Annotated in this window: 23 protein-coding genes; 8 read left to right on the forward strand and 15 right to left on the reverse strand. The window is 74.2% G+C overall.

The features are described from left to right. Nucleotides 1–247: 247 nt before the first annotated feature. On the forward strand, nt 248–1,081 hold the full coding sequence (locus tag CRP30_RS04375) for a tyrosine-protein phosphatase (RefSeq protein WP_097182670.1): 834 nt from the start codon (nt 248–250) through the stop codon (nt 1,079–1,081). 1 nt (nt 1,082) lies between these two features. Here CRP30_RS04375 and CRP30_RS04380 read toward each other — a convergent pair whose 3' ends face one another. After that, nucleotides 1,083–3,149 (reverse strand): sensor domain-containing diguanylate cyclase, encoded by a 2,067-nt coding sequence (locus CRP30_RS04380; RefSeq protein ID WP_235003163.1) that lies wholly within the window; start codon nt 3,147–3,149, stop codon nt 1,083–1,085. A gap of 304 nt (nt 3,150–3,453) precedes the next feature. Here CRP30_RS04380 and CRP30_RS23195 point away from each other — a divergent pair, with 304 nt between their 5' ends. After that, nucleotides 3,454–3,660, forward strand: a complete 207-nt coding sequence (locus tag CRP30_RS23195) for a DUF4396 domain-containing protein (RefSeq protein WP_255407325.1) — start codon at nt 3,454–3,456, stop codon at nt 3,658–3,660. An 80-nt stretch (nt 3,661–3,740) separates the two neighbouring features. Here the strand turns inward: CRP30_RS23195 and CRP30_RS23200 are convergent, their stop codons facing one another. The 8 genes from CRP30_RS23200 to pdhA all read right to left on the reverse strand — a co-directional run bounded on the left by CRP30_RS23200 (nt 3,741) and on the right by pdhA (nt 10,243). Then, nucleotides 3,741–3,875, reverse strand: a complete 135-nt coding sequence (locus CRP30_RS23200; RefSeq protein ID WP_254920418.1) for a hypothetical protein — start codon at nt 3,873–3,875, stop codon at nt 3,741–3,743. A 196-nt stretch (nt 3,876–4,071) separates the two neighbouring features. Beyond that, nucleotides 4,072–4,533 (reverse strand): SRPBCC family protein, encoded by a 462-nt coding sequence (locus CRP30_RS04390; RefSeq protein WP_097182672.1) that lies wholly within the window; start codon nt 4,531–4,533, stop codon nt 4,072–4,074. A gap of 99 nt (nt 4,534–4,632) precedes the next feature. Then, nucleotides 4,633–5,028 (reverse strand): PPOX class F420-dependent oxidoreductase, encoded by a 396-nt coding sequence (locus tag CRP30_RS04395; RefSeq protein ID WP_200814530.1) that lies wholly within the window; start codon nt 5,026–5,028, stop codon nt 4,633–4,635. 36 nt (nt 5,029–5,064) lie between these two features. After that, on the reverse strand, nt 5,065–6,231 hold the full coding sequence (locus CRP30_RS04400; protein ID WP_097182673.1) for an AGE family epimerase/isomerase: 1,167 nt from the start codon (nt 6,229–6,231) through the stop codon (nt 5,065–5,067). Then, nucleotides 6,228–6,605 carry a hypothetical protein gene (locus CRP30_RS04405; RefSeq protein ID WP_097182674.1) on the reverse strand — a complete coding sequence of 126 codons (378 nt, stop codon included), beginning with the start codon at nt 6,603–6,605 and terminating at the stop codon, nt 6,228–6,230. The genes CRP30_RS04400 and CRP30_RS04405 overlap by 4 nt, the downstream gene beginning before the upstream one ends. Nucleotides 6,606–6,633: 28 nt before the next feature. Next, nucleotides 6,634–8,124 (reverse strand): dihydrolipoamide acetyltransferase family protein, encoded by a 1,491-nt coding sequence (locus tag CRP30_RS04410; RefSeq protein ID WP_097182675.1) that lies wholly within the window; start codon nt 8,122–8,124, stop codon nt 6,634–6,636. A 2-nt stretch (nt 8,125–8,126) separates the two neighbouring features. Then, nucleotides 8,127–9,104: an alpha-ketoacid dehydrogenase subunit beta gene (locus CRP30_RS04415; RefSeq protein WP_097182676.1), complete on the reverse strand. Its 978-nt coding sequence runs from the start codon at nt 9,102–9,104 to the stop codon at nt 8,127–8,129. Next, nucleotides 9,101–10,243 carry a pyruvate dehydrogenase (acetyl-transferring) E1 component subunit alpha gene (gene pdhA, locus CRP30_RS04420; protein WP_099459147.1) on the reverse strand — a complete coding sequence of 381 codons (1,143 nt, stop codon included), beginning with the start codon at nt 10,241–10,243 and terminating at the stop codon, nt 9,101–9,103. The genes CRP30_RS04415 and pdhA overlap by 4 nt, the downstream gene beginning before the upstream one ends. A gap of 216 nt (nt 10,244–10,459) precedes the next feature. Between pdhA and CRP30_RS04425 the strand changes: the two genes are divergently transcribed. Both CRP30_RS04425 and CRP30_RS04430 read left to right on the forward strand, forming a co-directional pair. After that, nucleotides 10,460–10,957 carry an Lrp/AsnC family transcriptional regulator gene (locus CRP30_RS04425; RefSeq protein WP_097182677.1) on the forward strand — a complete coding sequence of 166 codons (498 nt, stop codon included), beginning with the start codon at nt 10,460–10,462 and terminating at the stop codon, nt 10,955–10,957. A 64-nt stretch (nt 10,958–11,021) separates the two neighbouring features. Beyond that, a complete protein-coding gene (locus tag CRP30_RS04430; protein WP_159961522.1) occupies nt 11,022–12,965 on the forward strand; it encodes an alpha/beta fold hydrolase in 1,944 nt (647 codons plus the stop codon). 3 nt (nt 12,966–12,968) lie between these two features. Here the strand turns inward: CRP30_RS04430 and CRP30_RS04435 are convergent, their stop codons facing one another. Continuing rightward, a complete protein-coding gene (locus CRP30_RS04435) occupies nt 12,969–13,220 on the reverse strand; it encodes a DUF3253 domain-containing protein (protein ID WP_097182679.1) in 252 nt (83 codons plus the stop codon). Nucleotides 13,221–13,370: 150 nt separating this feature from the next. Here CRP30_RS04435 and CRP30_RS04440 point away from each other — a divergent pair, with 150 nt between their 5' ends. Next, a complete protein-coding gene (locus CRP30_RS04440) occupies nt 13,371–13,883 on the forward strand; it encodes a hypothetical protein (protein ID WP_097182680.1) in 513 nt (170 codons plus the stop codon). On the opposite strand, the gene CRP30_RS04445 is transcribed toward CRP30_RS04440, so the two are convergent. Continuing rightward, nucleotides 13,862–14,539 carry a class I SAM-dependent methyltransferase gene (locus CRP30_RS04445; RefSeq protein ID WP_097183135.1) on the reverse strand — a complete coding sequence of 226 codons (678 nt, stop codon included), beginning with the start codon at nt 14,537–14,539 and terminating at the stop codon, nt 13,862–13,864. The genes CRP30_RS04440 and CRP30_RS04445 overlap by 22 nt on opposite strands. 85 nt (nt 14,540–14,624) lie before the next feature. Here CRP30_RS04445 and CRP30_RS04450 point away from each other — a divergent pair, with 85 nt between their 5' ends. Further along, nucleotides 14,625–15,143, forward strand: coding sequence for a hypothetical protein (locus CRP30_RS04450; protein WP_097182681.1), 519 nt, complete (start codon nt 14,625–14,627; stop codon nt 15,141–15,143). A 10-nt stretch (nt 15,144–15,153) separates the two neighbouring features. Here CRP30_RS04450 and CRP30_RS04455 read toward each other — a convergent pair whose 3' ends face one another. The 3 genes from CRP30_RS04455 to CRP30_RS22225 are packed head-to-tail and all read right to left on the reverse strand — an operon-like array spanning nt 15,154 to nt 17,426. After that, on the reverse strand, nt 15,154–16,476 hold the full coding sequence (locus CRP30_RS04455) for a serine hydrolase domain-containing protein (protein WP_097182682.1): 1,323 nt from the start codon (nt 16,474–16,476) through the stop codon (nt 15,154–15,156). Nucleotides 16,477–16,514: 38 nt separating this feature from the next. Beyond that, nucleotides 16,515–16,838 carry a DUF3817 domain-containing protein gene (locus CRP30_RS04460; RefSeq protein WP_097182683.1) on the reverse strand — a complete coding sequence of 108 codons (324 nt, stop codon included), beginning with the start codon at nt 16,836–16,838 and terminating at the stop codon, nt 16,515–16,517. 21 nt (nt 16,839–16,859) lie between these two features. Further along, the gene (locus CRP30_RS22225) at nt 16,860–17,426 is read right to left on the reverse strand and encodes a hypothetical protein (protein ID WP_097182684.1); all 567 of its coding nucleotides are present in this window, start codon (nt 17,424–17,426) and stop codon (nt 16,860–16,862) included. A 26-nt stretch (nt 17,427–17,452) separates the two neighbouring features. Between CRP30_RS22225 and CRP30_RS04470 the strand changes: the two genes are divergently transcribed. Beyond that, entirely contained in the window at nt 17,453–18,010 is a 558-nt protein-coding gene (locus CRP30_RS04470) for a hypothetical protein (RefSeq protein WP_097182685.1), read from the forward strand. 61 nt (nt 18,011–18,071) lie between these two features. On the opposite strand, the gene CRP30_RS04475 is transcribed toward CRP30_RS04470, so the two are convergent. Beyond that, nucleotides 18,072–19,127, reverse strand: coding sequence for a C40 family peptidase (locus CRP30_RS04475; RefSeq protein ID WP_097182686.1), 1,056 nt, complete (start codon nt 19,125–19,127; stop codon nt 18,072–18,074). 256 nt (nt 19,128–19,383) lie between these two features. On the opposite strand from CRP30_RS04475, the gene CRP30_RS22425 reads away from it, so the two are divergent. Next, on the forward strand, nt 19,384–19,551 hold the full coding sequence (locus CRP30_RS22425; protein ID WP_159961525.1) for a hypothetical protein: 168 nt from the start codon (nt 19,384–19,386) through the stop codon (nt 19,549–19,551). The last annotated feature ends 17 nt before the right edge of the window (nt 19,552–19,568 follow it).

Raw genomic sequence — 19,568 nt, forward strand, 5'->3', positions numbered from 1 at the left:
GTCGTCGAGGTTCCGTCCTCTGCCGCAGCGCCGGCACACCTGCCGCGCGGGACCCTGCAGACGTTCGTCCGCTGGGTGCTGCCGCACGTAGTCGTGCCAGCCGAGGCGACAGCGCCACGGCTTTCCGGCCATGGCCGCACGGTAGGGGCGGCCGGACCCGCGGCCCAGAGCCTTCCGTCCCTCCCCGGACGCCGGCCGTCCGCCCGCCCGAGGCCGTTCCGTCACCGGCGCGACGTACGGTCTTCGGGTGACCTCCACCCGCACCGGCCGCTGGGTGCGGCTCGACGGCACCACGAACACCCGCGATCTCGGGGGGCTGCCCACCGCGGACGGCGGCCGGACGGTGCCGGGCCGCATCCTGCGCAGCGACAACCTGCAGACCCTGAGTGACGACGACGTGCGGCTGCTGGTGGACGAGATCGGCCTGCGCCAGGTCGTCGACCTGCGCACCACGGCGGAGATCCTGCTGGAGGGCCGCGGACCGCTGCGGGACGTCGCGGACGTGACCCACCGGCACTTCACCCTCCTGCCCGAGCGGGGGCACCACACCGACGTCTTCGCCGTCGAGGAGGACGACGCCGAGCTCGACCTGCCGGCCGGCTGGCTGGAGTCGCTGCTCCCCCGCCAGGTCGCGGCGCACGACGAGGGCGAATCACCCGCCGTGCGGTCCTACCTCGGTTACCTCGGCCAGCGCGGCGACAACGTGGTCGAGGCGCTGCGCGCCCTCACCCACGCGGGGCCCGGAGCCTCGGTGGTGCACTGCGCCGCCGGGAAGGACCGGACCGGCGTGGTCTGCGCGCTCTCCCTGGCCGTCGCCGGCGTCCCCCACGAGGAGATCGTGGCCGACTACGCCATGACCGCCGAGGTCATCGACGCGCTGGTGGCCAAGCTGGCGTCCTCGCCGACCTACGCCGAGGACATGCAGACGCGGGACGTCGCCAGCCACACGCCCCGGGCCGAGACGATGGCGCGGGTGCTGGCACTGCTCGACGAACGGCACGGCGGGCCGCTCGGCTGGCTGGAGTCCCACGGGTTCGGTGCCGACGAGCAGGCCGTCCTGCGGTCCCGCCTGCGCGACTGAGTCAGCGGGTGGCGCGGGCCGCCCGTCCGGCGGAGCCGCCGCGCTGCTTGTCCCGGTACATGGCGGCGTCCGCCTCGCGGATCAGTTCATCGGCCGTGCGCTCGACGTCGGCCCCGTGCACCGCGACGCCGACGCTCGTGCCGACGACGACGTCGGTGCCCTCCAGGCGGAACGGCTCGGTGAAGCACTCCGCCACCCGCTCGGCCAGCCCGTGCGCGCCCGCGGCGTCGGCCAGTCCGGGCAGCACGATGGCGAACTCGTCGCCGCTGAGCCGCCCGACGGTGTCACCGGGGCGCACGACCGCGCGGAGCCGCGCCGCCACCTGACGCAGCAGCTCGTCCCCCGCGGCATGCCCGAGGGAGTCGTTGACCGCCTTGAACCCGTCCAGGTCGCAGAAGAGGACGCCCAGGTGGGCGCCGGGCCGGGCTCCGGGCAGCTCGCCCTCCAGCCGCTCCAGGAAGAGCACCCGGTTCGGCAGGCCGGTGAGCGCGTCGTGACTGGCCTGGTGCCGGACGGTCTCCAGCAGCCGCGCCTTCTGCAGCGCCGTGGAGGCCTGGTCACCGACGCCGCGCAGCCGGGCGAGCACGTCGCCGCCCAGCTCCTCCGGCGCCTGGCCCGCCTCCCAGCTCGCCGTGGCCACGCCCAGGAAGGTCGCCCCCGACAGCAGGGGGACGGCGACGACGTCGGAGACGGCGATCTCGGCCAGGAGCCGCTGCAGCGCCGGGCTGCTGTCGCCGGCGCTGATGATGCGGGGCTCCCGGTCGGTGAGCATCCCGACCAGCTCGGGGGTGTCCTCGGGGCGCAGGGCCGTGCCGAGGAGGACGTCACGCCGGCCCGGTCCGGTGCCCGCCGAGGCCAGGGCGCGCAGCTGCCCCTCGGCCGGGTCCCAGAGCATGACCGAGGCGCTGCTGCAGCCCACCACGCGCGGCAGGGCGGCGGCGACGATCGAGCTGATGGCCGACGCGTCCGACGCCCCGGCCAGCTCGTGGGCGAGGGACAGGAGCGCGCCGGCGCGGTCGGCCTCCAACCGGGCGTGCTCCAGCGCGAGGATCAGGTCGAGGGCGGCGGCGGCGTGCCCGGCGTACGCCGCGAGCATCGACTCCTCGTCACCCATCGTGCCGCTGCCGGCCGGGTAGATGGCCGCCAGCCGGCCGTGCGACCGGCGGGCGGAGGCGACGTCGACGACGACGGCGTTGGGCCCGAGGTCGCCGCCGGCGAGCAGCACGTCCGCGAGCGCGGTCACCTGCTCGGTGGGGAGTCCGGCGCTGTGCACCGTCGGCTGACCACCGCCGGGGGCCCGCACCGCCAGCAGGTACGCGGGCGCCAGCACGGCCTCGGCCGCCCGGGTCACGATCCGCCGGAGCGCCGAGTCGACGTCGTCGCTGCCCACGAGCTCGGTCGCCGCCGACTGCAGCGTCCGCAGCTGGCCGCGCAGGGCGTGCAGCTCGGGGCTGACCTCGTCCACCGCACGACGGCGGCGCAGCCTGCTGCGCCGGTCCCACGAGATCCGGTAGAGGCAGGATGCGTGGCCGTCGGACTCGCACTCGTCGTGCTCGATGCGCGCCGGAGGAAGACCGAAGACCGTGGGGACGACGCTGAAGAGACCCTGGGCGTAGCTGCAGTCGAGCCTGGAGTGCTCGAAACCCGGGTGGAGCGTGTACCGGATGGTGGCCGTGGTCGCGCCGGCCTCGAGGACCTCCATGGTCGACGTCGTGCTGAACTTGGCCACCGCACGTGGTAGCTGCTTGATGACCTGGCGCGGGCTGCCCATCGTGCGCAGCAGGATCACGATCGAGTGCGCGAGCCCGGTCTGCAGGGCGGCGGCCCCGACCTTGAACATGAGCTCGGGGTCGTCGAGCACCTCGGTGGCCGCGGCGAACAGCCGGATGCGCGTCTCGTAGCTCCACCAGAGCGACTGGTCCTCGAGCTGCTCGGCCGTGGCCGTGACGCCGGCCCGCAGGAGTACCTGGTCGACCGCCTCGGTGCCGCCGATCGTCCGGACGTAGCGGAGGAGTCCCCCCGTGGTGGCGCCCGACGTCTCACGGGCCTCGTCCCCGGTGGCGCTCACGGGGCACAGCCCGGCCGGGACGTCGACGCCATCGACACCGTCGACGCCGACCGCCCACCGGCGACGGCGCCCGGGACGGTCGACATCCGCATGAGAAGCACGATGCATGAAACGGCATGAATTGGCGCGGGCCTGAGGTCCCTGCCCCGATCGGGGGACGGGGCGGAGGAGCCGACCGCCCCCACACGGAGCCGTCGGTGGCGTCCGGACCCCTCGCGAGTGCCGCCGGAGCGGAGCCCTGCGGAGCGCAAATACCCCATGGGGGTATCGCGGGTCGACGGAAGCGCCTCCGCGGAACGCCTCCGTGCACCCACAGCAACAGCATGGCAGCACGGAGCAACCGGTCACCTGGGCGGCTGCCCGGCGGGCGACGCTGCACTGCCTCACCGGGTGCGCAATCCGAGAGGTGCTGGGCATGGTCATCGGCACCTCGCTCGGCCTGCACGACGCCGCTACCGTCGCCCTGGCCGTCGCCCTGGCCGTCGTCCTCGGCCACGCCCGAGGACGGTGAACGGCCCCGGACAGCGAGCGACCCCGGCCTCCGCGGGAGGTCGGGGTCGCTCTGGAGCGCCGAAGGACGGCGCCGCCGGGTCAGCGGCTGTTGGCGAGGGTGAGGAGCTCGTCGCGCATGGCCGGGCTGCTCGTACGGGCGAGAGCCTGGTTCAGCGCCCGCCGGGTACGCGCGGCCTGCCGACGCTGCTGCCACCGGGTCGTCACGCTGCTCATCTCTGCTTGCCTCTTTCGTCGAATCTGGTGCCTACACCCTTAGTAATGCAGGTTGACACCACTGTATTCCGACGAATCCCAACCAGAAGTGAAGCGTGGCCGAAGTTCTCTCACTCGGAGGGGTGAGAACGGTCACCCGACGACGACGGCGCCCGTCCCCACGCGGGGGACGGGCGCCGTCGGCAGATCCGGTCGGTCAGCTGGGGCGCTCGACGTCCCCGCGCCAGGCACCGGTCTCGGTGCCGCGGCTCTCGATGAACTCCTTGAACTTCTTCGCGTCCGCCTTCACCTGGCGGTCGTCGAAGCCGAGGGCGGCGCCGGCCTTCTCGACGAGGCCCTCGGGCTCCCAGTCGATCTGGATCATCACCCGGGTCTTGGCGTCGTCCAGGCGGTGGAAGGTGACCACCCCGGCGTGCTTGGCCTCACCGGTGGTGCTGGTCCAGGCGACGCGCTCCTCGGGGTGCTGCTCGGTGATCTCGGCGTCGAACTCGCGCTTCACGCCGTCGATGTTGGTGACCCAGTGGGTGTGGGTGTCGTCGAGCTGGGTGATCCGCTCGACCCCGCCCATGAACTGCGGGAACGACTCGAACTGCGTCCACTGGTCGTAGGCGACGCGGATGGGGACGTCGACGTCGATCGCTTCCTGCACGCTGGCCACTGCTGCGCTCCTCTGCTCGGGAATCGGTCGTGCACCGCCTACCCCCTCGGATTCAACGCGACACCTGCACGTGCAGGTCAGCGCAGTGCGGCCGCCCCGTCAGGTGATGAGCAGGGCGAGTCGTTCCGTCCGGGGACGGCGGCGCAGCCGCTCCACGAGCCGCTCGATCCCCAGGACGATCCGGGACTCCAGGGGGTACGTCCGCCGGATGACGGTCCGGGCCCCGTCGACGTCGGCCGGGGCCTCCCGCAGCTCCGCCGTCCCGTCGACCGGCTCGACGCCGTCGGCGACCTTCCCGAAGCGCCCGCACGGGCGGATCTGGACGCGGGGGTCGCTGCGGAGCCGCGTGACCTTCCCGCTCCCGGCCGGTGTCAGGACGACGAGGGCCGCTCCGGCCCGGCCCACCCACACCGGGGTGGACACCGGCTCCCCCGAGCGGCGGAACGTGGTCAGCGAGACGAAGCGCGAGTCGGCGAGCGGCAGCAGGGAGTCCACGGCCCGACGGTAGGCGCCCCGCCGCGATCGTCGCCGTCAGCGCAGTGCGGCGGCGACGCTCCCCCGTACGGGACGGCCGTCGAGGAGCAGCATCTGGACCAGGTGGTAGGCGTCCGGCTGCCCCACCCAGGTGCCCGTCCCGACCTCCCCCGACGGCGTCAGCTCGTGGTGCCAGCTCCCCGTGGCGGGGTCGGCGAAGCGTTGCTCCCCGTACGCGCGCCAGCGCTCGGCCAGGTCGCGGTAGGACCGCTCGCCGGTCGCCTCGGCCAGGACCGCGGCCGCGGCGACGGCCTCGCAGACGACCCAGTGCATGCGGGCCCCCACGACCGGCCGGTCGTCCCAGCCGAGGGTGTACGGGAAGCCGTCCGACCCGTCGGCGGCCCACCCTCGGGACGCCGCGGCGGCGAACAGGTCGACGGCGTCGCCCAGCAGCCAGGCCGGGGCCTCCGGCGTCACGGCGCGGACGTGCAGGGCGAGCCGCGCCCACTCGAACTGGTGCCCGATCGTCACGCCGTAGGGGCGGAACGGGTCGGCGGGCTCGTCGCGGTTGTAGTCGGGCAGCGGCGCCCAGGTCGCGGTGAAGTGCTCGGGAAGCCGCCAGTCGCCCGCCCGCGCCCAGCCGTGCACGACCCGCTCGACCGCGCGCCGCGCCTGCCCGCGCAACCGGTCGGCGACGACGGGATCGTCCACGGCGTCGGCGGCGGCCAGCATCGCCTCGACGCCGTGCATGTTGGCGTTGGCCCCGCGGTAGGGGTCCAGCCGGGTCCAGGCGGGGTCCCACTCCTCGACGGCGAGACCCTGCTCGTCGTCCCAGAACCGGGTCTGCCAGACCTCGAGGGCGTCGGCGAGCAGCGCGCGGCCCCCCGGGACGCCCGCCGTCGCCGCGGTGGATCCCGCCAGCACGACGAAGGCGTGCACGTAGGCGGCCTTGGTCCCGTCGTCGGTGCTGGACCGCCAGCCGCCGTGCTCGCGGTCGTGCAGCGGCCCGTCGGTGAGGGCGACGACGCCGTGCCGTGCGAGCTCGTCCGCCCCCGGGCGACCCAGGAGGGACGCCAGGCCGAAGACGTGCGTCATCCGCGCGACGATCCACGTCTCGACCGGCCGATCGGGGAGCACCCGGCCGTCGGCGCCCAGGTAGCCGAAGCCCCCGTCGGCCAGCCGCGACCGGGCGGCGAAGGCCAGCAGCCCGTCGAGGTCGGTCACCGGACCCGCCCGGCCGCCGCGACTCCCATCGCGAGCCGGATGGTCGCGACCATGATCACCACCAGCCCGACCAGTCGGCCGAGGCCGGCTCCGATGTCCGGCCCGTCGTCGGCCAGCAGGTCGAGCAGCACGAGGACGGCGAGCGCCGCGAGCACCACTGCCCCGAGCCGGCGCGGGTCGGCGGCCGCGCCCTCGACCGTCGACGAGATCAGCAGCAGACCGGCTCCCAGGGCGCACGCGTAGCCGAGGAACTGGACCAGGTCCGGCGCCAGCCCCTGCTCGAGGGCCGGCCGGCTGCCACCCCACACGATGGCCGCACCGGTGCACAGCACGAAGAGCAGGAGCAGGACGAGGGACGGCCGACGTCGGTCCATGGGCACACCTTCTGCGAGGGACGCCGAGTCAGAACGCCAGCGCCGCCCCCGGATCGTGCAGCAGTGCGCCGATGTCGGCCAGGAACCGCGAGCCCAACTCGCCGTCGATGATGCGGTGGTCGAAGGACAGCGCCAGCTGGGTCACCTGCCGCGGCACCACCTTCCCCTTGTGCACCCACGGCATCTCCCGCACGGCCCCGAACGCCAGGATCGCCGACTCACCCGGGTTCAGGATCGGCGTCCCCGTGTCGACGCCGAAGACACCGACGTTGGTGATCGTGATCGTGCCTCCGGCCATGTCCGCCGGCGCCGTTCGTCCCTCGCGCGCGGTGGCGGTGAGGTCGGCGAGCGCCCCGGCCAGCTCGGCCAGCGACATCCGGGCGGCGTCCTTGATGTTCGGGACGACGAGCCCTCGGGGGGTCGCGGCGGCGATGCCCAGGTTCACGTAGTCCTTCACCACGATCTCCTGCGCGGCCTCGTCCCAGCTGCTGTTCACCATCGGGTGGCGGCCGACGGCGAGCAGCAGGGCCTTGGCGACGAAGAGCAGCGGGCTGACCTTGACCCCGGCCAGCTCCGGCCGGGCGGCGAGACGCGCGCGCAGCTTCATCATCCGCGTCACGTCGACGGTCAGGAACTCGGTGACGTGCGGGGCGGTGAAGGCGCTGGCCACCATCGCGGCCGCGGTGTGCTTGCGGACGCCCTTGATCGGGATCCGCTGCTCGCGCTCCCCCGGCGTCCCGTTCTCCGCACCGAAGGAGCCCCGGAGGACGGTGCCACCGGCCCCCCTGGCGGCGAGGGCCGCGTCGACGTCGGCGCGGGTGATGACCCCGCCGGCCCCGGACCCGGTGATCGCGGCGAGGTCCACACCGAGGTCCTTGGCGTACTTGCGCACCGGGGGCTTGGCCAGCGGCCGGAGGCGGCCACGACCCTGCGGCGCCTGGGACGACGGCGCCGCCGCCCCGCCCAGCGCGTGCGCCTCGGCCTGCCGGCCGACCTCGAGCCCACCGTGCCGCACCGGCTTGGTGTCGGCGTCGGGGGCGGTGGCCAGCAGCGGAGGCCGCTCCGAACCGCCGGAGCCGTAGTCCGCCTCCGGGAGGACGATGGGTGCCGTCGCGCGCTCGGCCACGACCTGGCCGGAGCGGCGGGGGCGACGGCGCGCCTCGGTGGTCCGGGGCCCGTAGCCCACGAGCACCGCGGTCCGCCCGCCCGGGGCGGACCCGCCGATCAGCCCGGCGGCCGGCTCGTCGGTCGCGGGCGCCGCCGTTGCGGCGTCGCCTCCCACATCGATGGTGATGATCGGCGTCCCGACGTCGACCATCGTGCCTGCGTCGAAGAGCAGCTCGGTGACCGTGCCGGCGAACGGCGACGGCAGCTCGACGGCGGCCTTGGCCGTCTCCACCTCGCACAGCGGCTGGTTGACGGTGACCGTCTCGCCGACGGCGACGAGCCACTGGAGGATCTCGCCCTCGGTGAGCCCCTCGCCGACGTCGGGCAGCCTGAACTGCTTGAGCGCGCCCATCCTCAGAAGCCCATCGCGCGGTCGACGGCGTCGAGCACCCGGTCCAGGTCGGGCAGGTACTCCTCCTCCAGCTTCGACGGCGGGTACGGGGTGTCGTAGCCGCCGACCCGCAGCACCGGCGCCTCCAGCGAGTGGAAGCAGGTCTCGGTGACGCGGGCGGCGATCTCCGCGCCCAGGCCGAGTGTCGTCGGCGCCTCGTGGACGACGACGCAGCGGCCGGTGCGACGGACCGACTCGAACACCGGGTCCAGGTCGAGCGGCGAGACGGTGCGCAGGTCGATCACCTCGATCGAGCGCCCCTCGTCGGCGGCTGCCTGAGCGGCCTGGAGCGCCGTCTTCACCATCGGCCCGTAGGCCAGCAGCGTGACGTCGTCGCCCCCGCGGACCACCCGGGAGCCGAACAGCGGGTCCGGCGTCGCCGACGTGTCGACCTCCGCCTTCTCCCAGTACCGCCGCTTGGGCTCGAGGAAGACGATCGGGTCGGGGTGGGCGATCGCCTGCTGGATGCCCCAGTAGGCGTCGACCGGGTTGCTGACGGCGACGACCTTGAGCCCGGCCGTGTGCGCGAAATAGGCCTCGGGGCTCTCGCTGTGGTGCTCGACCGCGCCGATGCCGCCGCCCATGGGGATGCGGATGACGATCGGCATCGCCACCCTGCCCTTCGAGCGGGCGTGGATCTTGGCGACCTGGGTGACGATCTGGTTGTAGGCGGGGAAGACGAACCCGTCGAACTGGATCTCGCACACCGGCCGGTAGCCGCGCATCGCGAGCCCGACGGCGGTGCCGAGGATGCCGGCCTCGGCGAGCGGGGTGTCGACGACGCGGTCCTCGCCGAAGTCCTTCTGCAGGCCGTCGGTGATCCGGAAGACCCCGCCGAGCTTGCCGATGTCCTCCCCCATGAGCACGACCTTGGCGTCGTCCTCCATGGCGCGGCGCAGGCCGAGGTTGAGCGCCTTGCCGATGGTGAGGGTCTCCGTCATCGCTCGACTCCCCCCTCGAAGCTCGCGTGGTAGGCCTCGAACTCCGCCTGCTGGGCGGCCAGTGGCGGGGTCTGTTCGGCGTAGACGTGCTCGAACATGCTGCTGGGCGCCGGGTCGGGCATCTCCACCGTGCCGGTGCGGATGCGTGCCGCCAGCTCGTCGCCCTCGGCGTCCACCGACTCGAAGAACGCCGCGTCGGCGATGCCGTCCCGCGACAGGTGCGCCTTGAGCCGGGCGATCGGGTCGCGCAGCTTCCACTCCTCGAGCTCGCTCGCCAGCCGGTAGCGGGTGGGGTCGTCGGAGGTGGTGTGCGCGCCCATCCGGTAGGTGAACGCCTCGATGAAGGTCGGGCCCTGACCCTCGCGGGCGGCCTGCAGGGCGGCCCGGGTGACGGCGAGGACGGCGAGGACGTCGTTGCCGTCGACCCGCACACCGGGGAAGCCGAAGCCGGCCGCGCGCTGGTACAGCGGGATCCGCGTCTGGCGCTCCAGCGGGACGCTGATCGCGTACTGGTTGTTCTGGCAGAAGAAGACGACGGGTGCTGCGAAGCTGGCGGCGAAGACCATCGCCTCGTTGACCTCGCCCTGGCTCGTCGCGCCGTCGCCGAGGAAGGCCAGGACGGCGTCCTCCGACCCGTCGCGCTGGACGCCCATGGCGTAGCCGGTGGCGTGCAGGCACTGCGCGCCGATGACGATCGTGTACAGGTTGAAGCGGCGCGCGACCGGGTCCCAGCCGCCGTTGTCCACACCGCGGAACAGGCTCATCACGTCCAGCGGGTCCACACCGCGGGCCCAGGCGACCCCGTGCTCGCGGTACGTCGGGAAGGCCATGTCACCGTCGGCCAGCGCCCTGCCCGCGCCGACCTGGGCCGCCTCCTGACCCAGGAGCGAGGCCCAGATGCCCAGTTCGCCCTGCCGCTGCAGGGCGGTGGCCTCGACGTCCCAGCGCCGGACCAGCGCGAGGTCGCGGTAGAGGGAGCGCAGCTCCTCGTCGGAGATGTCGAGGGAGTAGTCGGGCTGCTCGACCCGCTCGCCCTCGGGCGTGAGCAGCTGGACCAGATCGGGCTGCTGCGGGAGGTGGGGTGCCGATGCCCCGGGGACCGGATCGACCACCTCGGTGGCCTGACGCAACGCCGTCATGGAGCTCTCCTCGCCGTCTTCCGCTCTGCCGGGGTCGCCGGGTGCCGCGGTCGTGGACGTCTCGTGGGCGCCGGGGTGTGGCGCCACTCACACATGGTGGCACGAGACCCCGGTCGGAGGACAAGACCATCCCGGCGTCGATCTGCGCAAGGTCCCTCGGACTGATTGCGCACACGGCGCAGTAGTAGGACGTCCACGCATGTCAGACTGAGCACCATGGCCGATGTGGACGCCACCGACGCCCGGCTGTTGCTGGCCCTCGGCGAGGACCCCCGCGCCAGCGTGATGGCGCTGTCGCAGCGGCTCGGACTGGCGCGCAACACCGTGCAGTCGCGGCTGGCCAGGTTGGAGACCAACGGGGTGCTCGCCCCGCTGGACCGGCGGGTGCGACCCGAAGCGCTCGGCTACCGGCTGAGCGCCTACGTCACCGTGCAGGTGGTGCAGCGCAGCCTCGCCGACGTCAGCGGTGCGCTGGCCGAGATCCCCGAGGTCGTCGAGGTGACCGGCCTCTCGGGGGTGGCCGACCTGCTGGTCGAGGTGGTGGCGAAGGATGCCGACGACCTCTGGCGGATCACCGAGCAGGTGCTGGCCATCCCCGGCGTCCAGCGCACCGACACCGCCCTCGCCCTGCGCCGGTTCGTCGACCACCGGCTCGGCCCCCTGCTGGAGCGCGCGGCCGGCCAGTCGGACGCCGCTCCTGACGGAGCGTCCTGAGTCGAGCGCTCTTCGTCACGGCGCGGCGGCGGCACTGCTCGATCGGTCCGCTCTACCGTGCGCCGTGCTCTTCACGACCCCGGCCGCGCGGCGTGGCGCGGCCCGCCTCGGGACCGGCGCCCTCGTCGGCGTGCTGGCCCTCACCGGCTGCACCCGGACGGTGCCCGGATCCGCCGCCTACGCGCCCCCGGGCGCCGAGGGGCAGGTGACGCAGGAGCCGTGTGCCGCGGACGGGTTCGACTGCGTGACGGTCAGCGTGCCGGCGGACCACTTCGCGCCGCGCTCCCCGACCTGGCAGGTCACCTTCGCGGTGCGCCGGGCTCCCGTGGAGTCGCGCGGCACGGTCGTCGTGGCGACCGGTGGCCCCGGGTCCAGCGGGATCATCGCGGCACCCGACCGCCTCGCGGCCATGTCCCCGGAGATCACCGACCACTACGACGTCGTCTTCTTCGACCAGCGGGGAATCGGCCGGTCCGAGCCGTTCCTCTGCGACGAGGCGCTGTACGGCGGTGGTGAGCCCATCGACTCATCGGCTACCGCCGCCGAGCGCGACGCCTACGCCGAGGACGCCGAGCAGTTCGCCACCGACTGCTTCGAGGAGGCCGGCGTCGACCCCGCCGATGCCGGGCGGTACAGCACGAACCAGGCCGCCGAGGACCTCGAGGCCTTCCGCGAATGGCTCGGCGCGGAACGACTGGTGCTCTACGGCGAGAGCTACGGCACCCAGTACGTGCAGACCTACGCCGCCGCCCACCCCGAGCACGTGCAGGCACTCGTCCTGGACGGCGTCGTCGACCTGGCCTCCGACGGCCTGAGCAACGCCCTGGAGCTCGCGCGCACGTACAGCGACGTCCTGACCGCCACCCTCGCCGCCTGCGACGCCGACATCGCCTGTGCCGGCGATGCTCCTGGCAGCGCGCTCCAGCAGTTCGACCGCCTCGCGGCCGACCTCGCCGAGCAGCCCGCCCGGTTCGACTTCCCGTTGCCCGACGGCACGACCGACGAGCGGGAGCTGACGCTGGAGGACCTCCGCTCGGCCGCAGCCTGGTCCCTGAGCGACCCCGGGTCCCGCTCGGCCCTGCAGGGGGCGCTCAACGCCGCCGCCGTCGGCAACCTCGTCCCGCTGGCCCGGCTGGTGGCGGCGAGCTGGGGAGCCGACCCGGAGGACGGCACCGCCTACGTCGATCCGGGGTTCTCCCCCGCGCTCTACCTCGCCGTGGACTGCACCGACTACGACAGCGTCCCGGCAGGGAGCACCGGGCGCGCCGTGCTCGACTCCTGGCTCGACGTCGCGGTGGCGCACGGGGTGGACCAGCTGCGGCTCGGGGACACCTTCTACGGGGCCCTCCCCTGCCTGTTCTGGCCCGACGGCGGCGCGGCCGCGGCCCGTCCGGCTCCGGTGACCGACCCGCCCTACCCGCTGCTGGTGCTCACCGCCGACACCGACGTGAACACCCCGTCAGCGGCGGCGAGACGCGTCCACCAGCGGACCGTCGACGAGGCCTCCCTCGTGCTCCAGCAGGGCGGTCCGCACGTGGTCTACGGCCGGGGGGAACCGTGCATCGACGATGCGGTCACCACGCTGATCACCACGGGAGCGCTCCCCGCACAGCGGACGACCGTCTGCCCGGGGGAACTCGCCTACTCCTACGCCCCCAATCCGCCCGACCGGCCGGCGCGGTACGTCGACCCGTACGCGACCGTCGACGCGGTGCTGAGCGGCACGCTCGGCAACGCGACCTACGCCTCCTGGACGGGCGAGGGGAACCTGGCACTGGGCTGCGACGCCGGCGGGTCCGCGCGCTACCGGACCGACCGCGACGGCGTGCTCCGCGTCGTCCTCTTCGGGTGCGCATGGACCGAGGGCGCGCCGGTCGACGGCGCCCTGCGCGTCGACGACGGCGGCTACGGCGACGTCTCCGGCACGATCACGCTGCCGTTCGCCGAACTGACGTTCGGGGAGTCGGGGGAGCTCACCGGGACGTTCCGTGGCAGCCCCGTCGGCTGACCGTCAGCGGGGCCGGCGCACCCGGACCGGGCCGCGCGCGGTGGCGACGTCGACGACCGCTCCGCCCTGGGTCACCTCGACCGCACCGGCCGCGGCCAGCCGCCCGGCCGCGGCCCGCGCCGCCGGCATGAGGTCGCGCCAGCCCTCCGCCGCGACCGCCCTGGCCGCCTCGGAGGGGCAGATGGAGACGTCGGGACGGCGCTGGTCGAGCAGCTCCTCGATCGTCCGCTCCAGCCGTACGTCGACGTCGTCCACGACCCCAGCCTGAGCGCCGCCGGCGGGCTCCGCCAGCGGGCGCTGGTCACACCGCCCGGTCGGGGGATGCTTCGCCAGGTGCGCCCGGACGACGTCGACCTCGCTGCTGAGCGGCCCCTTCGCGGCGGACGGCCCGACAGCAGGAGCCCCGTGACGGATGAGGACAGGCGCACCGAGCGGCTGGCGGTGCTGACGGCGATCGGCGCCGCGCTCGAGGACCCGATCCGCCTGCTCCAGGTCATCACCGGCGCCGCGGACGACGAGGACGCCGTCCGGAGGGTCGCCGCGGCCTTCGCCGTGACCGAGCCGGCTGCCCGGGTGCTCATGGATCTCCAGTTCGGCCGGCTGACCCGCGCCGCTCGGGACCGGCTGACCGAGGAGCTGCGCATCCTCCGCGCCGACTGGGGACCGCCGGTCGAGGCCCGGCTGGTGCTCACCGGCCGGACGGCGCTGCTGTCCGTCGACGGCACGGAGCGCCGCTTCACGGCAGGCGGGGTGAACGCGCTGCTCGACGAGGTCGTCGGCTTCCTGCGGTCGGAGATCGCGGTCTCCCGGCTGAGGCCGGTGGCCGTCGTGGTCACCGGCCGGGCCGCAGGACCGGTCGGGATGACCGTCCGGCCGGACGGCTCGGCCTCGTTCGGCTACGAGGACCGGGACGGCTGATCCCCCGCGTCCGAGACGGCGACCAGCAGGTGCACGACCTCCTCGCCCTCACCCACCCGGCGGTGCTCGGCGAGCACCAGGCCGGCGGCACCCAGGGCGTCCACCACGTCGTCGACCGGGCGGATGCGGAAGCCCTCCCGCGTGACCGCCATCCGGCTCATGGCCTCCGGGTCACCGAGGCCGACGACGAGTCGCCCGCCCGGGCGGAGCACGCGGTGGACCTCGCGGAAGGCCGCGGGGAGGTCGGGCAGGAAGTAGATCGTGTTGAGCGTGATCGCGGCGTCCACCGAGGAGTCGGCCAGCGGCAGCGCCTCGACCGGGGCGAGATGGAGCTGCAGCCGGCCGTCGGCGACCTGGCGAGCGAACCGCCGGGACGCGGCGGCGAGCATCGTCTCCGAGACGTCGACACCGTGGACCCGGCCGCCGCCCGGATCCACCTCCTCCAACCGGCCGAGGAGGAGCTCCAGCCCCACTCCGCCACCGAACCCGAGGTCGGCCAGCACGTCGCCCGGGCGCACCGGCAGCGCAGCGACCGCGGCTCGGAGGGCCGGGGCGTTGCGCCGGTTGAGCACCCGCCCGACCAGCCGGCCGAACGGCCCGCGCGGATGGCCCAGCTGTCGGGCCAGGGCTCGCGTCGCTCGTTCGGGCGGGGGCATGAGCGGATCGTAGGGACCCGGCGGTCCAGGGCGGAGCCCCGCCACCCGTCGTTCCTGCGGTCGCCGCCAAGGGTAGGGCTGCGGCATGGCGAAGAAGACCGCGATCGGGACGATCGGCAAGGGCAAGCGCGGGATCAGCACGGCCGGCTGGATGCTGCGCGGCGCCGCGGCCGGTGCTGCCGGCAGCACCGCGCTCAACGCCGTCACCTACCTCGACATGGCCGTCCGGGGGCGTGGGACCAGCTCCACCCCGGAGGACACGGTCGAGAAGCTGGCCCGGACCGCGCACCTGCCGATCCCGGGCGAGGGGGAGACGCGGGAGAACCGCAAGCAGGGGCTGGGCCCGCTCATGGGGCTGGTCGCCGGCATCGGTGTCGGCGTCCTGGGCGGCCTCGCCCGGGCGTCGGGGTACCGCTCCGCCACGCCGGTGGGCATCACGCTGACCACCCTCGGCGTCCTCGTCGCGGCGAACGGGCCGATGACGGTGCTCGGCGTCACCGATCCGCGCACCTGGTCGGCGACCGACTGGGTCAGCGACCTCGTGCCGCACCTGGCCTACGGCGTCGTCGTCAAGACCACGATGGACGCCTTCGACCGCCCGTGACGGACGGGGCCTAACGCCAGCCGCGCTCGTCGACGCCGCCGGGTACCGGCGCCTCGGGGTCGTAGGGGGTGCGGGTGAACACGAACGTGCCGAGGTCCAGGTGGTCGGTGGCGATGCGCAGCGTCTCACCGGCGAAGTAGCCGTCCAGCCCCAGCCACGTGCCGTCGTCCCGGGCGGTGAACCGGCTGGCCCGGCCGGTGCGCCCGGGCAGCGGGCCCAGGTGCAGCATCCCGGCGCCGCTCGTCCGCAGCACGTAGGGGGCCGGTCCCCAGAACCACATCCCGAGCAGGTCCAGGGCCACGGGGGACGGCGAGGGCCGCCAGGGCTCGACGATGCGCGGTTCGGCCGCCCGCAGGTCGGCCAGCAGCCCGAACACGGCGTTGTCCAGCCCGGACGTCGTGTTCGCCAGCGACACCGCCCCGGTCCGCTCGTCCCGGTCGACGAACACCCCGGCGAGGAAGCCGGGCATCGACCCTCCGTGGCCCACGAGCGTCCGGCCGTCGACGCGCAGCACCTGGACGCCCAGCCCGTACGCCGACCAGCCCACCGCGGAGGAGTCCACGCCGGCCGGCACGGTCATCTCCTCGAGCGTCGCCGGGTCGAGGACGTCGCCGGTGTCCCCGACCAGGAAGGCGGCGAACCGGGCGAGGTCGTCGAGGGTCGCCCAGAGCTGCCCGGCGGCGGCCATCACGCCGGCGTGGTGCTCCGGCTCGGGCAGCACGACGTCGGCCCACGGGTGGACGGCGGTTCCCGCGGCCGCCGGCGCCACCGGCCGCGGCGTCGTCCGGGTCATGCCGAGCGGCGCCAGCACCTCGGCGGTGACGGCGTCCTCCCACGAGGTGCTGCGCATGCGGGCGACCAGGTCGCCGAGCAGCCCGAAGCCGAGGTTGGAGTAGTGGAACCGTCGTGCGGCCCCCAGGACGACGTCCTCGCCGCGCAGCCCGAGGTCGTCGAGCGAGCCGCCGGGCGTCCGTTCCCACCAGCCGCCCGGGCTCTCGGCCGCGGCCCCGGCCAGGTGGGAGAGCAGCTGGCCGACGGTGCGGTTCCCGAACGGCGTCCCCGGCAGGTGCCGCTCGAGCGGGTCGTCGAGGCCCAGCCGGCCCTCGTCGCGGAGCCGCATGACGACGACGGCGGTGACCGTCTTGCTGATGGAGCCCAGGCGGTACTGGACGTCGGTGTGCGGCTCGGGGACGTCCCCGCGGCCGGCCGACCACGCGAGCCCGCCGTCCCGGACCACCCCGGCGACCAGGCTCGGCGCCCGGCCGTCGCGCTGGGCTCGGGCGGTGCGCGCCAGGAGGACGCGGGCGGTGGTGGGGAGGACGGGCTCGGGCATGACGGGGACCGTAGCGACCCCCCTCGGGCCGTCGCAGCTCAGGCGGCGACGGCCTCGCTGCGCGGCAGCTGCCCGGCGCGGGTGGCGCGTCGCTCGAACCACACGGTCGCCAGGGGCGGGATCGAGGCGATCAGCGCGAGCAGCGTCGTCCCGATCGACCAGCGCAGGACGCGCGCGGTCACGAGCGCGACCACGACGTAGGCCACGAAGATCCCGCCGTGGATCGGGCCGAAGATCTTCACGCCCAGCTCGGTGGTCTCCGGCACGTACTTCACGAACATGCCGACGAGCAGGCCGATCCAGGAGCAGGCCTCGGCGACGGCGACGATGCGGAACGCGGTGGCGGCGGCGCGGGGGTTCACGCCCCGATCCTCCCCGAGGGCTCAGCGCAGGTAGGCGCGTCCCCGGGGTGAGATTTCATACCCGACCTCCAGGCTGCGGGTCAGGCCCAGCTCCTTGAGCTTCCGGACATCGCGCTTGAACGGCAGCGTCTCCCGGCCCAGTGACGCCGCCAGGTCGGGCGCCCGCACGCCGGGCCGGTCGGCGATCAGCCGCAGGATCTCCCGCGTCCACGGCTCGCCCCGGGCGGCGTCCCAGCGGTCCAGCCGCGCGTCGAGGTCCTGCCGGTCCTCGTCGGACAGCTCGGCCTGCTCGCGCAGGGCCACCCGCGGGTCGGCCCCGGCCAGGGAGACCCGCATCCGGTAGACGTGTGCGCCGTCCCGGCGGTCGATCAGGCGCCGGAGCTCCGCCAGCGACCGGACACCTGCCTGCCGGGCGTCGTCCTCGGTGAGGGAACCGACGTCGACCTCCTCGACCGTCTCGACCAGCACGACGCCGGCACCGGTCCGCTGGGTGCTCCCGGGGCGCATGCGCGGCCGGTCCCAACGCCGGAACGCGAGCGTGACGGACCTGTCCGCGATGCCCGCGGCGGTGGTCGGACTGATCAGCACCCGCGCATGGTGGCAGGGTTCGAGCCGTGCGGGGACTGGCACGGCGGGAGTTCTGCCTGGTGCTGCTGCGCCGCATGGCCGACGTCCGGCCCGATCTGGTCGCCGAGGCGCTGCCCCGGCTGGGCGCCACTCGGGCCGAGGCGCACGCAGCGCACACCCGCTGGCAGGCGATGCACCACGCGCCGCGGGCACCACGGGGACTGGCCCTGCGGACGGCGGTGCTGGGGCCACCGGACGAGCTGGAGGACCGGCGTTTCGGTGACCTCGACATCCAGGTCCGGCGCTGGCCGGTGCCGCTGTGGCCGCACCTCCACTGGGAGCTGCTCACCGGCCCCGGCGGCACGGTGCTGAACGAGCACCTGGTCCGCATGCCCGGCTCACCCGTCCCGCGGGCCTCCGCCGGCGACCTGCGCGTCTGGGAGCACGTCCTGGACGACGTGGTCGGGCTGCCGGGAGCGGAGAGCGTCGACCCGGGCGTGGTCACCCGGTGGGCGATCCAGCTTCCCGGTGGCGTGCGGGCCACCTTCGTCTGGGGGCTCCTCCAGCAGGTCGAGGGCCCCCAGGGCACCGCTTCGTTCGTGTGAGGTGGCCCCGTCCAGAGGCTCGCCGCGAGCGTGCGAGCGGTGAGGAGGACTGGGCCCTTGCTCAGGCGGCGATGCGCCGGGCGCCGCTGTAGCCGCTCATCAGCGGCGCAACCTTGACCACGTCGCCCGAGGTCGGCGCGTGCACCATCTGGCCGTTGCCGATGTAGATGCCCACGTGGCTCACCGGGCTGTAGAAGAACACCAGGTCGCCGGGCTGGAGCTGGTCGCGCGGGACGGCCTGGCCCATCTGGGACTGCAGCCGGCTCGAGTGCGGCAGGCTGATGCCGGCGGCCTTGAAGGCGTAGGCGGTCAACCCGGAGCAGTCGTAGGCGTTCGGCCCGCCGGCTGCCCAGACGTAGGGCTTGCCGCGCTGGGCCATGGCGGTGTCGATGGCGATCTGCGCGGCCTCGCCGTTGGCGACCACCGGAGCGCTCGGTGCGGTGGACTCGCGGTCCTCCGAGCGGCTGGCGCGCTCCTCGCCGTGGCTGCTGGTCACGGCCTGCTGCTCCTGGGCACTGAGCTGTGCGAACGCGGCCTGGTAGGAGTCCACCTCGGCCTGGAGCGCTGCCTGCTGCGCGGCGACGGCGTCGTACTGGGCCTGGGCCTCGGCCGCGGCCTGCTGGGCGGTGGCCTGCGCCTGGGCGGCGGCGACGTTCGCCTCCGCCGCCCGCCCGAGGATCTCGGCCTGGTGGCCCGCGACCAGCTGCAGCGTCGCCATGCGGTCGACGAAGGCATCGGCGGAGTCGCTGGTCAGCATCGCCTGGAAGGAGCCGAGGCCCTCGCCGGTGTACGCCGTGCGGGCCAGGCCGCGGACGTGCTGCTGGGCGGCGGCGAGCTCGGCGGTTGCCTGCTCCATCGTGGTGACGGCGGCGGTGGCGGTGGCCCGCTGGGCCTCCAGCGCCACCCGCGCCTCGTTGAACTGCTCGGTGACCACCTCGAGCTCGTGCCCGCGGGCGGCGACCAGCGCGGCGGCCTCGGCCGAGGTGGCCGGTGCGGCCTGCGCGGGAACGGTGACGAACAGCGTCCCGATCACGGCGAGGAGGGCCAACGTGCCGCGGCCGATGGTCGGACGGCGGGACGACGTGCGGGGGAGCGCACTGCCGAGGGGGGACGCCATGATGCGGGCGGCTCTCCGTTTCTTGTGGTGTTGCAGAGGGTCCGTCAGGCGGTGCGAAGCGGTCACACAACGCCCCGGTGGACGCACAGACCGTAACGGCCGTGACCGTCTCGTGACAATGACAAAGATGTTTTTTGTTTGGTGTTCCAGTTCACCGGGCAGGAGCCGCGGCTGCCTCCGCCCCAGCAGTCACAGGGGTCCCGCGGGCCGGCGTCCGGACCGGTTTCAGACGCCGCAGCCCGGTCAGTACGGAGGCATGGATCTGAAGAAGCCGCTCGTCGTGCTCGCGCTGGCCGGCTCGCTCGTGGCGTGCGGCGACAACACGAATCTCGACCGGGGCGAGACGAACTGCGACTCGACCGGGCAGGAGGCGTCCAACCAGCAGGACGAGACCTGCGAGGAAGAGGGCCCCGAGGACGACTGACGTGCCGAGCGGCGCCG

The sequence above is a fragment of the Blastococcus haudaquaticus genome (assembly GCF_900230285.1).
GTDB classification, from domain to species: Bacteria; Actinomycetota; Actinomycetes; order Mycobacteriales; family Geodermatophilaceae; genus Blastococcus_B; species Blastococcus_B haudaquaticus.

What these genes read in the sequence shown, in the direction of transcription:
- CRP30_RS23200 (WP_254920418.1), bottom strand. Translation starts at nt 3,875, where the DNA reads ATGAGCAGCGTGACGACCCGGTGGCAGCAGCGTCGGCAGGCCGCGCGT.
- CRP30_RS04405 (WP_097182674.1), bottom strand. Translation starts at nt 6,605, where the DNA reads ATGGACCGACGTCGGCCGTCCCTCGTCCTGCTCCTGCTCTTCGTGCTG.
- CRP30_RS04410 (WP_097182675.1), bottom strand. Translation starts at nt 8,124, where the DNA reads ATGGGCGCGCTCAAGCAGTTCAGGCTGCCCGACGTCGGCGAGGGGCTC.
- CRP30_RS04415 (WP_097182676.1), bottom strand. Translation starts at nt 9,104, where the DNA reads ATGACGGAGACCCTCACCATCGGCAAGGCGCTCAACCTCGGCCTGCGC.
- pdhA (WP_099459147.1), bottom strand. Translation starts at nt 10,243, where the DNA reads ATGACGGCGTTGCGTCAGGCCACCGAGGTGGTCGATCCGGTCCCCGGG.
- CRP30_RS04425 (WP_097182677.1), top strand. Translation starts at nt 10,460, where the DNA reads ATGGCCGATGTGGACGCCACCGACGCCCGGCTGTTGCTGGCCCTCGGC.
- CRP30_RS04445 (WP_097183135.1), bottom strand. Translation starts at nt 14,539, where the DNA reads ATGCCCCCGCCCGAACGAGCGACGCGAGCCCTGGCCCGACAGCTGGGC.
- CRP30_RS04450 (WP_097182681.1), top strand. Translation starts at nt 14,625, where the DNA reads ATGGCGAAGAAGACCGCGATCGGGACGATCGGCAAGGGCAAGCGCGGG.
- CRP30_RS04455 (WP_097182682.1), bottom strand. Translation starts at nt 16,476, where the DNA reads ATGCCCGAGCCCGTCCTCCCCACCACCGCCCGCGTCCTCCTGGCGCGC.
- CRP30_RS04475 (WP_097182686.1), bottom strand. Translation starts at nt 19,127, where the DNA reads ATGGCGTCCCCCCTCGGCAGTGCGCTCCCCCGCACGTCGTCCCGCCGT.
- CRP30_RS22425 (WP_159961525.1), top strand. Translation starts at nt 19,384, where the DNA reads ATGGATCTGAAGAAGCCGCTCGTCGTGCTCGCGCTGGCCGGCTCGCTC.